Source organism: Agrobacterium sp. ST15.13.015, assembly GCF_027871645.1.
Lineage (GTDB): Bacteria > Pseudomonadota > Alphaproteobacteria > Rhizobiales > Rhizobiaceae > Agrobacterium > Agrobacterium leguminum.
The window spans coordinates 139,302-153,046 of record NZ_JAQAHF010000002.1; the positions used below are offsets into that span (position 1 = coordinate 139,302).

Consider the following 13,745-nt stretch of genomic DNA (forward strand, 5'->3'; position numbering starts at 1 on the left):
TGAAATTCCACGACAGGCAAGGACATATCCGGTGACACAGACGCAGGCGAAAAACATTCCGGCTGACACGGATGCGGGCAGAATCCGGCTGGTGGAAAAAGAAACCGTCTGGAAGGGCTTCGTGCATATGCAGAAGCTCGTTTTCGACCAGCGCATGCCGGATGGCAGAACCATCCGCATCGTCCGGGAAGTCCACGACCATGGCAGCGCCGCCGCCATTCTTCTTTATGACCCGAAGCGCGACAGCGTGGTGATGGTGCGCCAGTTCCGCCCCGCCGCCTTCGTGAACGGCGATCAAAGCTTCATGATCGAGGTACCGGCGGGGCTTCTCGACGACGACGACGCAGCCGTCGCCATCCGCCGTGAGGCAATGGAAGAATCCGGTTACGCTGTTGAGAAGGTCGAGTATCTCTTCGACATGTATGCAAGCCCCGGCACGCTGACGGAGAAAGTCAGCCTCTTCGTCGCCCGCATCGATCTTGACGTGCAGGCCGGCAGCGGTGGCGGACTGGAGGACGAAGGCGAGGATCTGGAGGTTCTGACCTACGGGCTGGACGAAGCCTTCGCGATGATCGCATCGGGTGAAATCACCGATTCCAAGACGATCATTCTGCTGCAATGGGCGATGTTAAATCGCGATCGGCTTTGAGGGCAGGGTTATTCGAACGCATCTGGTAAATTCGTACATCGAGTAAAACCGCCGAAATCAAAACCTGCCTCTCACACCCATCCCCACGAAAATCGACTGCAAGTCACCGCCGCCGGCATTCTTTTCCGATGACAGGTTTCCGGCACCTGCGCCGCTGTAGTGGGTGTCTCCGCGCCCGAGGCTGGTATAGTCATATGCGCCGTCGAGATATATCGAGGCATTCTCGGTCAGGTCATAGGCGACGCCGGCCTTCACCCCGAACATGCCGGCGACGTCGAATTTGTCGGTGAAGCGCATGTCACGCAGCCAGTGATCGTCCGTCGCCTTGCCGTAGACCATGGCGCCGCCTTCGAGGCCCAGATTGAGCGACCAGTTGCCGAACCTCTGGCCGCCCGTCAGGTTGCCGTAGAAAACCGGGATTTGCTGGCGATAGGTGATGCCCTTGAGGCCATCCTTGAATTTGCCGGAGAAATCGCGGCGGGAGAAAACGCTGTAAACGGCGTTGCCGCCATAAGCCGACCATTGAACATCCGTATAACGAAAACCCACACCGGCGCTGAGATATTGCTGCGGATCGTCCAGCAACATGCGATTGAGTTCGAGGCTTCCCGAAAAATAATGGTCGAGCCGCGTGTCGTCATGCTGGGAACGGTGGCTCCAATTGTCCTTGGAGCTATCTCTGGAAAAAGGCCAAACCCAGTCATAGTCGGTCATATAGCCGTCGCCCTCGAAGCCGACGCGGCCTTCCGCCTTCACGCGCCAGCCGGGCGCAAGTTCAAGCCCGAGCGAGCCGCGCAATGCCACCGCGTTTTTGGTTTCCCACTCGAGTTCGCTCAATTTGCGCCCACCGATATGGACGGTTTCCGTCGCTCGAAGATTGAGAACGCCGGCATCCACTGAGGCTGTAATGCCGCTTTGCTCAGCCGCGACGGGCAGGCTGGCGCCCGCCATCAGAACAGCCGAAAGCGGCAGGGAAAATCTCGACAATGGCATAATCGCTCCTGAATGACCGGAGGGCCCGAAATAAGGGCCGTTGCGGGCATTAAAGATGATTATGGTAAACGATCGGTTTATTTTCCGAAAAATACCATTATGATTGTTTTTGTACTTTAATTATAGCTTTATCAGGAGGCGGAGATGAGGTTGGAATACTCAGTTTTACTGTCGCCATCCGTGGAGACCGCCTTGCCATCTTCCATTCGAACCTTGCCTTCGGCAAGCCGCTTCAGGGTAAGCGGGTAGAGCTGATGCTCGACTGTCAGGATCCGCGACGCCAGAGTTTCGGCCGTATCGCCGGAAATGACCGGCACCGCACCCTGCGCGATGGTCGGACCTTCATCCATGCCTTCGGTGACGAAATGCACGGTGCAGCCGGAAATCTTCATGCCGCTGTCAATGGCGCGCTGATGGGTGTTGAGGCCGGGGAAAAGCGGCAGCAGGGAAGGGTGGATATTGATGATGCGCCCTTCATAGGGAGCAATAAAATCCCCGGATATCAACCGCATGTAACCGGCGAGACAAATGATATCGGGCGCGATTTCCCCAAGTGCGGCCAGAATGGCGCCCTCATGCTCGGCCTTGCTGGCATAGGTCTTGCGCTCGAAGACCAGCGTGGGAATGCCCATGCCCCGTGCCTTTTCCAGCCCGCCCGCAGATGCCTTGTCCGAGATGACGCAGACGATTTCCGCCGGAAAATCCGCCGTCTGACAGGCCTTGGCCAGCGACACCATGTTGGAGCCGCTGCCGGAAATGAAAACGACGACGCGTTTGCGGCCGGACGGGAAGGCGGCGCTCATCATAGGCCGAGAGCGCCCTTGTAGATGGTGCCATGCGCGCCTTCTTCGCGGGCGACCATGCGGCCGAGCGGGAAGACGGTTTCACCTTCGGCAGTCAGAACCTCGGTGACCTTTTCGGCATTTTCGGCCGAAACGACGACGATCATGCCGACGCCGCAATTGAAGGTGCGCAGCATTTCCTTCGCTTCGACGCCGCCGGTTTTCGCCAGCCACGAGAAGACGGCGGGAACCTTGATCGCATCGAGATCGATTTCGGCAGCGAGATGCTTGGGCAGAACGCGCGGAATATTCTCCGGGAAACCGCCGCCGGTAATATGCGCCAGCGCCTTCAGCGCGCCGGTCTCGCGGATCGCCTTCAAAAGCGGCTTCACATAGATGCGGGTCGGCGTCAGCAGCGCTTCGCCGAGCTTCTTGCCATCCGCGAAGGGGGCAGGCGCGCTCCAGTCGAGACCGGAGATCGACACGATCTTGCGCACCAGCGAAAAGCCGTTGGAGTGAACGCCGGAAGAGGAGAGGCCGAGAATGACGTCGCCTTCGGAAATATCGCCGGCCGGCAGAAGCTGGCCGCGTTCGGCCGCACCCACGGCAAAGCCCGCGAGATCGTAATCACCATCGGAATACATGCCGGGCATTTCAGCGGTTTCGCCGCCGATCAGCGCACAGCCGGATTCGCGGCAGCCGGCGGCAATGCCGGAAACGATGGCCGCACCCTGGTCCGGATCCAGCTTGCCGGTCGCGAAATAATCGAGGAAGAACAGCGGTTCTGCGCCCTGGACGACGAGATCGTTGACGCACATGGCGACGAGATCGATGCCGACGGTGTCGTGATAGTCAGCATCGATGGCGATCTTCAGCTTGGTGCCGACGCCGTCATTGGCGGCCACCAGAACCGGATCGGTGAAGCCTGCGGCTTTCAGATCGAACAGGCCGCCGAAGCCGCCGATTTCGCCATCCGCGCCGGGACGCCGCGTCGAGCGCACCGCCGGTTTGATCTTTTCGACCATCAGGTTGCCGGCGTCGATATCCACACCTGCATCACTATAGGTAAGACCGTTCTTGCCCGACTGGCTCATGGCTCTCGTCTCCGCTGGTTCCTTTGGCGTCGCCATTCGCACGGGACGGGGCCTGATGCAAGGGTTTGAGTGGCAAAAGCTCCGGTTTTTAACGGCTTTGGCGGGGCTGGCCGGATTGGGTGCTTACGATGGCTGCGGCGCGGCGCGACAGACGAGATTGAGCAGGCCGTCATTGGACGTATCGGAATTTTCCTCTATCGGCCGTCCGTTCTCGCCATAACGCGCGGCGATCTCAAAGCCCGCCGCTTCCAGCTGGCGGGTCTGGGCGGCAAGGTCGATGAAATAAAACAGGCCGCTCCAGCGATGCGCCTGATCCGCGAGAATGGCATATTCCGGCGTCCGCCGTGTCGAAGGTTGCAGTCGCAGATAGTTGATCCAGCTTTGCGGATGCAGCGAATTCACCACCTCGCGCGGGTGCCAGGAGCGGCGGTGCAGCGGCATGCCGCCGGCCCGCTTCCATCGCCGGTTATGAAAAGAAAAGATGAAGTACCCGCCCGGTGACAGAATGCTTCGCACGGCATGGATGATGGCAAGCCGGTCCTCATGGTCGAAGGCGCTCAGAATCGCGAGCGCGCCCAGCACGCAATCGAAACGTTCCGCACCGAACTGGCCGATCGCCCGCACATCCATGTCGATAAACGTGGCGGCTGGAAAATTGCGCCGCGCCAGCGCAAGCATCGGCTGCGAACGGTCGATGCCGATATAGTCTCCCACCAGCGGCAGAAGCGGCTTCGTCGTTCGGCCGGTGCCGACGCCGAGGTCAAGCAGCCGCTTGCCCGCATAGGCATGGCGGAACTGGTCGAGAATGATGCGTTCGGCCGGGTAAAGCTGCTGGTTGTCATACCATTCGGCAACTTCGGGATTATCGAAGAGACCGGCATTATATTCCGCGATGCCATTGTCATTGGTGCTCTGCATCGTGCCCCCCGGCCGCCGGAGATGAAGGAGCGCCGCTGGCCCGCCCGGCAATATTTGATAGTTGTCTAATATTTACCGTCGGTCAACCTGCCGTTGCGAGGGGTTGGCCGGAAATGAGGGATTTTGCCGCTGTGCGGGCAGTCTCCTTCTGCCCACGCGCGAAAGCGCCGGTCTTGACCATGTGCATGTACGCATCCTATCTCCATCACGGGCGGTGACGGTGCGGCGATAAAGGATGAACGGATGCAACCCCATGTAAGCGGTACGAGCCTGCGCCGGCAGGTGTTTTTCTGGATCGGCGTGCTTGCCGTCTTTGTCCTTTTCCTGATGGTCTTCAGCTCCATTCTCCTGCCTTTCGTGGCGGGCATGGCGCTTGCCTATTTTCTCGATCCGGTTGCCGACTGGCTGGAACGGCGCGGCTTGAGCCGGTTGATGGCGACCGTCGTCATCCTCGTCTCCTTTGTGCTGATCTTTGCGCTGTCGCTCATCATCATCATCCCGCTGATCGCCGCTCAGGCCTCGGAATTCATCACGCGCATCCCGCAATATATCTCGTCATTGCAGCAGCTGATTGCCGGCGCCGACACCAATCTCCTGCCGGATTGGGTCAGCAGCCAGATCGACGCCGTGAAGGAGAATTTTTCAAAGCTTTTGACCGAAGGTGCCGGTTTCATCGGCACGTTGCTGACGCAGATATGGAATTCCGGCAAATCGCTGGTCGATGTCATGTCGCTGCTGGTCGTTACGCCCGTGGTCGCCTTCTATCTGCTGCTCGACTGGGACCGGATGATCGACAAGGTCGATAGCTGGATACCGCGCGACTATGTCCATACCGTCCGGCAGATCGCCCGCGACATGGACAAGACCATTGCCGGTTTCGTGCGCGGGCAGGGGTCGCTCTGCATCATTCTCGGCGTTTATTATGCCGTCGGCCTGTCGCTGGTGGGTTTGAATTTCGGTCTGCTGATCGGCCTTTTCTCAGGCCTCATCAGCTTCATTCCCTATATCGGCTCCATGGTCGGCCTCATCCTTGCCGTCGGCGTCGCCATCGTGCAGTTCTGGCCGGATTACATCTATGTGTTTCTGACGCTCGTTGTGTTCTTTTCCGGTCAGTTCATAGAAGGCAACATCCTGCAGCCGAAACTTGTCGGCAAAAGCGTCGGCCTGCATCCGGTCTGGCTGATGTTCGCCCTTTTCGCCTTCGGTGCGCTTTTCGGTTTCGTCGGGCTTCTCGTCGCGGTGCCGGCTGCGGCGGCGGTCGGCGTGCTTGTCCGCTTCGCCTTGTCGCGGTATCTTGAAAGCGATCTTTACCACGGGCATGCCGCCAACCTTCCCTGGGACACAAATCCTGCCCTGGAAGAAGGGGAAACGTCCTCCGGCAAGGTTGACTCTCAGAGCTAACGATGACTGACCAAATCAAAACCGACAACGCCCGGTCGAAGGCCGAGCAGCTGCCGCTCGCATTCTCGCACCAGTCCGCTTCCGGCAGGGATGATCTCCTCGTCTCCGCCTCGCTTGCGGCTGCCGTCAGCCTCATCGATGAATGGCCGAACTGGCGCTCGCCCGTCGTCGTGCTGGCCGGGCCGCCGGGTTCGGGAAAATCGCATCTCGCCAATATCTGGAAAAATATCAGCGACGCGCGCGACATTCACCCCCAGACGGGCTCCGATGCCGCGCGTGCGGCCGAAACGGGACCGGTTCTTTTCGAGGACGCCGACCGGCGCGGTTTTAACGAAACGGAACTCTTCCACGTCATCAACAGCGTGCGCCAGCACGGCACCACGCTTTTGATGACGAGCCGGCAATGGCCGGCCGCATGGCCCGTGACGCTGCCGGATCTGCGCTCGCGCCTCAAAGCCGTAACGGTGGTGGAAACCGGCGAGCCGGACGAGGGGCTTTTGGCGCAGGTGCTGGTGAAACTCTTCGCCGACCGGCAGCTTTACATGGATGACAAACTCATAGGTTACATCGTCAATAGAATGGAACGTTCGCTCGATACGGCCCAGACGATCGTGGACCGTATCGACCGGCTGGCGCTTTCGCGTGGAACGAGAATTACACGTCCTCTGGTGGCGGAGGTCCTCAATGCGATGGACAACGCAGCGGCGGGCAGCGGACTGGATGTCGATTGACTGTCACAGTTCCGTCGTCAAACTGTTATACGGGCAAGAAGGACGATCGCGCGATGCAGCAGGATCACGGGACGGAAATCGGTCAGGGGATGGAACAAGGAATGGACGCTATCGCGCAGGAAGACTTCAACAAGGTTCAGCCGGTGACCGAAGGAGAAAGCCTGTGGGACAGCCCGGCGCGTTTCATCAACCGCGAATTCTCCTGGCTCCAGTTCAACCGCCGCGTTCTCGAAGAAACGCTGAACACGGATCATCCGCTGCTGGAGCGGCTGCGTTTCCTCTCCATTTCGGCCGCCAACCTCGATGAATTCTTCATGGTCCGCGTCGCCGGCCTGGAAGGGCAGGTGCGCCAGAAGATCACCGTCAAGACGCCGGACGGCAAGACGCCGGCCGAGCAGCTCGAAGATATTCTGAAGGAAATCGACAATCTGCAGATGGAGCAGCAGGCATCGCTTGCCGTTCTGCAACAATATCTCGCCAAGGAAGAAATCTTCATCGTGCGGCCGGCCGCACTTTCGGATGCGGACCGCACCTGGCTGGAAACGGAGTTCGAGGAACGCATGTTCCCCGTTCTGACGCCGCTCTCCATCGACCCGGCGCATCCGTTCCCCTTCATTCCCAATCTCGGCTTTTCAATGGGCCTCCAGCTCGATAGCGTCAACGGCCGCGAGCCGATGACGGCGCTGTTGCGCCTGCCGCCCGCGCTCGACCGTTTCGTGCGCCTGCCTGACGAAAAGAACGCCATCCGATACATCACGCTTGAAGATGTGGTCGGCCTTTTCATCCACCGGCTCTATCCCGGTTACACCGTGCGCGGTTCCGGTACGTTCCGCATCATCCGCGACAGCGATATCGAGGTGGAGGAAGAGGCGGAAGATCTGGTCCGTTTCTTCGAAAGCGCGCTGAAGCGCCGCCGCCGCGGTTCCGTTATCCGCATCGAGACTGACAGCGAAATGCCGCAGTCGCTGCGCCAGTTCGTGGTGCATGAGCTTGGCGTGCCTGATAATCGTGTTGCCGTTCTGCCCGGCCTTCTCGCGCTCAACACCATCTCCGAAATCGTCCGCGCGCCGCGCGACGACCTGAAATTCGAACCATACAACGCCCGTTTCCCCGAGCGCGTGCGCGAACATGCCGGCGATTGCCTCGCCGCCATCCGCGAAAAGGACATGGTGGTTCACCACCCCTATGAAAGCTTCGACGTGGTGGTGCAGTTCCTGCTGCAGGCCGCGCGCGATCCCGAAGTGCTCGCCATCAAGCAGACGCTTTACCGCACCTCCAATGACAGCCCGATCGTTCGCGCGCTGATCGATGCGGCCGAAGCCGGTAAATCCGTCACCGCGCTGGTCGAGCTGAAGGCGCGTTTCGACGAAGAGGCGAATATCCGCTGGGCGCGCGATCTGGAGCGCGCCGGCGTGCAGGTCGTCTTCGGCTTCATCGAACTCAAGACCCACGCCAAGATGTCGATGGTTGTGCGCCGCGAGGATGGCAAGCTCAGAACCTATTGCCATCTCGGCACCGGCAACTATCACCCGATTACCGCCAAAATCTATACAGACCTGTCCTTCTTCACCTGCAACCCGAAGATCGCCCATGACATGGCTAATATCTTCAACTTCATCACGGGCTACGGCGAACCGGAAGAGGGCATGAAGCTGGCCGTTTCGCCCTATACGCTGCGCGCCCGCATCGTGAAGCACATCAACGAAGAGATCGAACATGCCAAGCGCGGCGCGCCGGCGGCGATCTGGATGAAGATGAATTCGCTGGTCGATCCTGAAATCATCGATACGCTCTACCGCGCCAGCGCGGCGGGCGTGGAGGTCGATCTCGTCGTGCGCGGCATCTGCTGCCTGCGCCCGCAGGTGCCCGGTCTGTCGGATAATATCCGCGTCAAATCCATTGTCGGACGCTTCCTCGAACACAGCCGTATCTTCTGCTTCGGCAATGGTTTCGGTCTGCCGTCGGACAAGGCGCTGGTCTATATCGGCTCGGCCGACATGATGCCGCGCAACCTTGACCGGCGCGTGGAAACGCTGGTTCCGCTCACCAATCCCACCGTGCATGAGCAGGTTCTTTCACAGATTATGCTTGGCAATCTCATTGACAACCAGCAGAGCTACGAGATACTTGCGGACGGAACGTCGAGGCGCATCGAGGTGCGTAAAGGCGAAGAACCGTTCAACGCGCAGCACTATTTCATGACCAATCCCAGCCTTTCCGGACGTGGTGAAGCCTTGAAATCCAGTGCGCCCAAATTGATTGCCGGGTTGATTTCGTCCCGCAAGAAACAGGCTGAATGACTCGATCAGAAGCACAGGGGCGGCTGACCGGCCTTGCCCCCGTTTCCGTCATAGATATTGGTTCGAACTCCGTTCGTCTCGTCGTATATGAAGGTCTTTCCCGCGCGCCTGCGGTGCTGTTCAACGAAAAGGTCCTGTGCGGCCTTGGCAAGGGACTGGCGCTGACGGGCCGCATGCATGAGGAAGGCGTCAGTCGGGCGCTGATGGCGCTTCGGCGTTTCCATGTCCTTTCCGAGCAGGCGCAGGCGCAGCAGCTCTATGTGCTGGCGACGGCTGCGGCGCGTGAGGCGGAAAACGGCCCGGATTTCATCCGCGAGGCAGAAGCCATTCTCGGCTGCGAGATCGAGGTACTGTCAGGCGAAAAGGAAGCGCTTTATTCCGCCTATGGCGTGATCAGCGGTTTCCATGATCCAGACGGCATCGCCGGTGACCTCGGCGGCGGTTCGCTCGAACTCATCGACATCAAGGGCAAGAGCTGCGGCGAGGGCATCACCCTGCCGCTGGGTGGCCTGCGGCTGTCGGAGCAGTCGGATGGCTCGCTGGAAAAAGCGGCGACGATTGCCAGAAAACACGTCAAATCCTTCGCCAAGCTTCTGGCGGCAGGTGAGGGGCGCACCTTTTACGCGGTGGGCGGCACCTGGCGAAACATCGCCAAGCTGCATATGGAGATATCGGGCTATCCGCTGCATATGATGCAGGGCTATGAATTGCCGCTGGAGGAAATGCTGAATTTTCTCGAGGAGGTCATCGTCTCCCGGGATAGCAAGGACCCGGCCTGGCAGGCGGTCTCCAAGAACCGCCGCTCGCTTCTGCCATTCGGCGCCATCGCCATGCGCGAAGTTCTGAAAATGATGAAGCCGGCCAGGATCGCCTTTTCGGCGCAGGGCGTGCGCGAAGGTTATCTTTATTCGCTGTTGACTGAAGAAGAGCGGGATTCCGATCCGCTGCTGGTTGCCGCCGATGAACTTGCCATTCTGCGTGCCCGCTCGCCGGAACATGCGCGCGAACTGGCGGACTGGAGCGGCCGCACCTTCCCGGTCTTCGGCGTTGATGAGACCGAAGAGGAGAGCCGTTACCGGCAGGCGGCCTGCCTTCTCGCCGATATCAGCTGGCGCGCCCATCCCGATTATCGCGGATTGCAGGCGCTCAACATCATCGCCCATTCCTCCTTCGTGGCGATCACCCATCCAGGCCGCGCCTATATTGCGCTCGCCAATTATTATCGCTTCGAAGGTCTGAACGACAACGGCACCACACAGCCGCTCGCCGCCATGGCGGGTGACCGGTTGCAGGAGCTTGGCAAATTGCTCGGCGGCCTGCTGCGCGTCGTCTATCTCTTCTCGGCTTCAATGCCGGGCGTCGTCGACCACCTCAAATTCCGCAAATCCAGCAATCCCGATCTCGATCTGGAATTCGTCGTGCCGCACGATTATTGCGATTTCGCCGGCGAGCGACTGGACGGGCGTTTGCAGCAACTGGCGAAGCTGACAGGCAAGCGGCTGGCATTCGTATTCGAATAACGAACGGCGCGCTTCTGTTTCGCGACAGGACGGTTCTTGCGTCCGCTAGGACCAGCGCTCGCAAAAGGCTTTTATGTCGCTCGACTGAAAGTCGGAAAGCCGCGCCATGATCGTTTCGAATGGCCAATCCCACCATGCGATTGATGCAAGCTTTTCCGCGATGGGCCGCGAAAATCGTTCGCGAATGATTTTTGCGGGAACGCCGCCGACGATGGTGTAGGGCGGCACGTCTCTGGTGACGACCGCGCCGGCGGCTAGCACTGCCCCGTCTCCAACCGTGACACCCGGCAAGACGATAACGCCGTGACCGATCCAGACATCGTGACCGATGACGGCGCGGTCCTCCCTGCGCCGGTCGAAAAAGGCGTCATCGCGCACGGCATCCGCAGAATAATATTCAGGGCAATAGCTGAAACGGTGCATGGATGGCCGGTCCATCGGATGGTTCGGAGCGCCTATCCTGACCTCTGCGGCGATGGCGCAGAATTTTCCGATCGTTGCATCGCCCACCATGCAACGGGGGCCAAGATAGGAGTAATTGCCGAGCTCGGCATTGTGCAGGGAGGTGTCAGCCAGAATTTCGCAGCATTCGCCGATGCTTGAATCTCTTATGCTCGCCGTCGCATGGACGACGGTCTCCGCAATTTTCGGGCGCTTGATCTGTGCGGTCGAATCCATTCCAGCCTCCGGATTTGCGCCTGCTTAAACGGCGATGATGAAGGTGCTGTGACGTGAAATGGCGATAGGGGTCCGGCCGGGCTGGGCATCCTCTCTAAAACGCAGATCGCGCGCGATGCCGCGTGACGCGAAATCCTGTCTTCACTCGGAATGTATCACTTGCCGGGGACATCCGCCGCGGCAGGCGTTTTCTTCCAGTAGTGGTCGGATATGTTTTGCGCATTCCGAATGATGTGGCCGGCGATTTCGGGGTCTCCGCCCTCGAAGGTTTTCGGGTCCGCCCCGCATAACATCAGGAAGAGCTGCTGATGGGCGACAGCGGTAAAATAGTCGTGGGGCGGCGGCTGCATGTCTGAATCGACGGCCCGGAATGCATCAGCGACCTCTTTGCTGGCACGTTCGAGCGCTGCGTGAATGGTGGCCATCATCACTGCCCCCGTGCGCTCCAATATGGCCTGTACCTGCCGTTCCGCCGGTGTCAGGACCGGGCAACTTTCACTCATCGAATATCTCTCCTGCCGGTGCAACCATTCCACCTGGCGATATTATCGCAAGGATTGTGTCCGCTTTGCGGGAAAGATTGACATCGTGGTCTCGGAGCGTGACACCCTGGCTGGCCACCGTGCCGCGATGCGCTTTTGCTAACGGCTCAGCCGTGCCCGAGCGCCTTGCGGATGCAGGCGCTGAGATAGGCATATTGCAGCGGCGTTATCGTCGCCATGGCTTCCGTGCGGCTGGCAAGCCTGTCCTGATAGCCGACCGGAATATCGAACTGGCTGAAGGTGAAATCCCAGCGGGTGCCTTCGACGATATTGTAAAAATGGTCGGCGCCGCTGACAGCGGTTTTGGCGAGCTCACCGCCGAAAATATCCTGCACCACCAGCGCGGTGACGCTGCCTTGGCCCTTGGCGGGGTTTTCGCGCGACCAGAGGCCGCTCGTCTCGCCCGACCAGCTTTTCTTCAGGGCGTAATAAAGTCTTTCTGCATGGTCCTGCATGAAACGTCTTCTTTTCCGCAAGCATGTTTCGGTTAAAGTATTTCCAGCGAAAGTGCGCTCGGTTTTGCGTCCGGAAATGCGTAAAAACAAAGAGTTAGAGCAATGGAGGTGAACCGGTGCTCACCGGAATTGCTCTAGCTCTGGAAAACCGGAACGGAGCGCCATGCAGACATTTGTGTCTGCCGGGCGCTCCGTCCGGATCATTCGCGGCCGTCAAAGCAAGTGACAGCAGCCGTGGTCTTACTTCGCCTCGAGCAGGTCCTTGACGTCCAGCAGAACGAATTCGTTGTCGTCAGCCTTGTCCAGCGCACGGCCGGCCGAGAAGGGCAGGTTGTTGTCGTTGCCGACGACGATATGGGTGGCATCGACGCGGTCGACATTCTCGATGGTGACGAAAGGCATGTCGTAATAACCGTTGCCGCCGCCCTGACGTTTCTTGTTGTCAGGATCGGAGATCTTCAGAAGATCGATATAGCCGATCTTGCGGGCGGCCTTGCCGACATTGGCGTCATTGAACTCGATCTTGTAGATGCGCTTGACCTTGGAAGGCACGGCAAAGCAGTTTGCTTCCGGCTTCTTCGGATCGGCGCACGCCTTGTCGGCCGTGCCGGCGCCATTGTCTCGTTCGATGACCAGCGCCGTGCTATCATCCAGCATGTTGAAGTCGCCGATTGCCTCGCCGCCTTCCGCCAGCGGATAAAGCCAGCTGCGGCCGGTCCACGCCTTCTTGGCGGTGTCGAGTTCGATGATGCGCAGCGCGGTCGCGCCGTCATCGGTTTTTTCCACCTGGCCGTCGGCCATGTAGAGCGGGCCTTCCAGCAGGCCATAGAGCTTCGAGCCGTCCTTGGAGAGCGCCATGCCCTCATAACCGCCGGAGCGCTTCAGGTTGAAAGCGGGCATTTTCTGCGTGGGGTTGCCAGGCAGGGCAAGAGCCGGATGGTCGGGAGACTTCACCTCGATGTCGCCGGCCTTGGTCGAGATCACGTCGGTCAGCTTGCCGTCGCGGGTGAATTTCAGAATGTAGGGGCCGAATTCCTCGCCGACCCAGAAACCGTCAGCGACCGGCTGAATGGATTCGACGTCGAAATCCGCACCCGTCAGGTAACGCTTGCTCGAGCCTTCCAGAACGATGGGGAAGGGCGCTTTCATGTCGGGATCGGAAAGGAAGACGGTTTCAAGCGCGTTGACCTTGCCGGCGTCCCAATCGAACTTCAGATGGTGGAGCATCAGCATGGCGTCGCTGGAATTGAGCTTGGAACCGAAACCGTTGTCGGAAAGGCTCCAGAAGCTGCCGTCCGGCATCGCCCTGATGCCGGAAAAGCCCTGCATCGGCTGGCCGTTGAACGGCATGGAAAGGCCGGTCAGGCGCACACCGTCCTTGCCGGGCACGGTGCCGAGGCCCTCGGCGCGCTTGCGGTCGGCCGTGGTGAATTTGGCGGAGGTCTTGAGGTGCTCCGGCGCATCGGCAGGTGCGGCGATCATGGTGTTGGCAGGCAGAATGGCGTGCGAGACCAGCTTTGCCGGAAATTCCTTTTCCGCCGCATGTGCCGCGCCGGCGAGCGCGAGAACCGCGAAAGGTGCAAAAACAATGTGCTTCATGATGGAGACCCCTCTCAATACCTGTTGAAGACAGGATTGACGCGATAGGGTCGTCGCATGACAGGCAGGTGATTGCCGTTTGA

The 13,745-nt window shown here is 59.7% G+C and carries 13 protein-coding genes; 5 read left to right on the top strand and 8 right to left on the bottom strand.

What is annotated here, in order from left to right:
- Window positions 1–31: 31 nt before the first annotated feature.
- A complete protein-coding gene (locus PIB16_RS03895) occupies window positions 32–649 on the top strand; it encodes an NUDIX domain-containing protein (RefSeq protein WP_271045027.1) in 618 nt (205 codons plus the stop codon).
- A 57-nt stretch (window positions 650–706) separates the two neighbouring features.
- On the opposite strand, the gene PIB16_RS03900 is transcribed toward PIB16_RS03895, so the two are convergent.
- The 4 genes from PIB16_RS03900 to PIB16_RS03915 form a co-directional block, all read right to left on the bottom strand.
- Window positions 707–1,642 carry an omptin family outer membrane protease gene (locus PIB16_RS03900; RefSeq protein WP_065654062.1) on the bottom strand — a complete coding sequence of 312 codons (936 nt, stop codon included), beginning with the start codon at window positions 1,640–1,642 and terminating at the stop codon, window positions 707–709.
- A gap of 131 nt (window positions 1,643–1,773) precedes the next feature.
- The gene (purN, locus tag PIB16_RS03905) at window positions 1,774–2,448 is read right to left on the bottom strand and encodes a phosphoribosylglycinamide formyltransferase (RefSeq protein WP_142844832.1); all 675 of its coding nucleotides are present in this window, start codon (window positions 2,446–2,448) and stop codon (window positions 1,774–1,776) included.
- On the bottom strand, window positions 2,445–3,518 hold the full coding sequence (purM, locus tag PIB16_RS03910) for a phosphoribosylformylglycinamidine cyclo-ligase (RefSeq protein WP_078054076.1): 1,074 nt from the start codon (window positions 3,516–3,518) through the stop codon (window positions 2,445–2,447). Before purM ends, purN begins: the two co-directional genes overlap by 4 nt.
- Before the next feature lie 123 nt (window positions 3,519–3,641).
- Window positions 3,642–4,436, bottom strand: a complete 795-nt coding sequence (locus tag PIB16_RS03915) for a class I SAM-dependent DNA methyltransferase (protein ID WP_078054075.1) — start codon at window positions 4,434–4,436, stop codon at window positions 3,642–3,644.
- A 243-nt stretch (window positions 4,437–4,679) separates the two neighbouring features.
- On the opposite strand from PIB16_RS03915, the gene PIB16_RS03920 reads away from it, so the two are divergent.
- The 4 genes from PIB16_RS03920 to ppx are packed head-to-tail and all read left to right on the top strand — an operon-like array spanning window position 4,680 to window position 10,388.
- Entirely contained in the window at window positions 4,680–5,837 is a 1,158-nt protein-coding gene (locus PIB16_RS03920) for an AI-2E family transporter (RefSeq protein ID WP_080818751.1), read from the top strand.
- A 2-nt stretch (window positions 5,838–5,839) separates the two neighbouring features.
- The gene (gene hdaA, locus PIB16_RS03925) at window positions 5,840–6,568 is read left to right on the top strand and encodes a DnaA regulatory inactivator HdaA (protein WP_065654057.1); all 729 of its coding nucleotides are present in this window, start codon (window positions 5,840–5,842) and stop codon (window positions 6,566–6,568) included.
- Entirely contained in the window at window positions 6,565–8,868 is a 2,304-nt protein-coding gene (locus PIB16_RS03930) for an RNA degradosome polyphosphate kinase (RefSeq protein ID WP_423748604.1), read from the top strand. Before hdaA ends, PIB16_RS03930 begins: the two co-directional genes overlap by 4 nt.
- Window positions 8,865–10,388, top strand: coding sequence for an exopolyphosphatase (gene ppx, locus PIB16_RS03935; RefSeq protein ID WP_271045028.1), 1,524 nt, complete (start codon window positions 8,865–8,867; stop codon window positions 10,386–10,388). Before PIB16_RS03930 ends, ppx begins: the two co-directional genes overlap by 4 nt.
- A 45-nt stretch (window positions 10,389–10,433) precedes the next feature.
- Here the strand turns inward: ppx and PIB16_RS03940 are convergent, their stop codons facing one another.
- The 4 genes from PIB16_RS03940 to PIB16_RS03955 all read right to left on the bottom strand — a co-directional run bounded on the left by PIB16_RS03940 (window position 10,434) and on the right by PIB16_RS03955 (window position 13,662).
- Window positions 10,434–11,066, bottom strand: a complete 633-nt coding sequence (locus PIB16_RS03940; RefSeq protein WP_271045029.1) for a DapH/DapD/GlmU-related protein — start codon at window positions 11,064–11,066, stop codon at window positions 10,434–10,436.
- Between the two features lie 155 nt (window positions 11,067–11,221).
- On the bottom strand, window positions 11,222–11,569 hold the full coding sequence (locus PIB16_RS03945; protein WP_078054072.1) for a hypothetical protein: 348 nt from the start codon (window positions 11,567–11,569) through the stop codon (window positions 11,222–11,224).
- A gap of 146 nt (window positions 11,570–11,715) precedes the next feature.
- On the bottom strand, window positions 11,716–12,063 hold the full coding sequence (locus tag PIB16_RS03950; RefSeq protein WP_065654053.1) for a YunG family protein: 348 nt from the start codon (window positions 12,061–12,063) through the stop codon (window positions 11,716–11,718).
- A 240-nt stretch (window positions 12,064–12,303) separates the two neighbouring features.
- Window positions 12,304–13,662, bottom strand: a complete 1,359-nt coding sequence (locus PIB16_RS03955) for an esterase-like activity of phytase family protein (RefSeq protein WP_271045030.1) — start codon at window positions 13,660–13,662, stop codon at window positions 12,304–12,306.
- Between the last annotated feature and the right edge of the window lie 83 nt (window positions 13,663–13,745).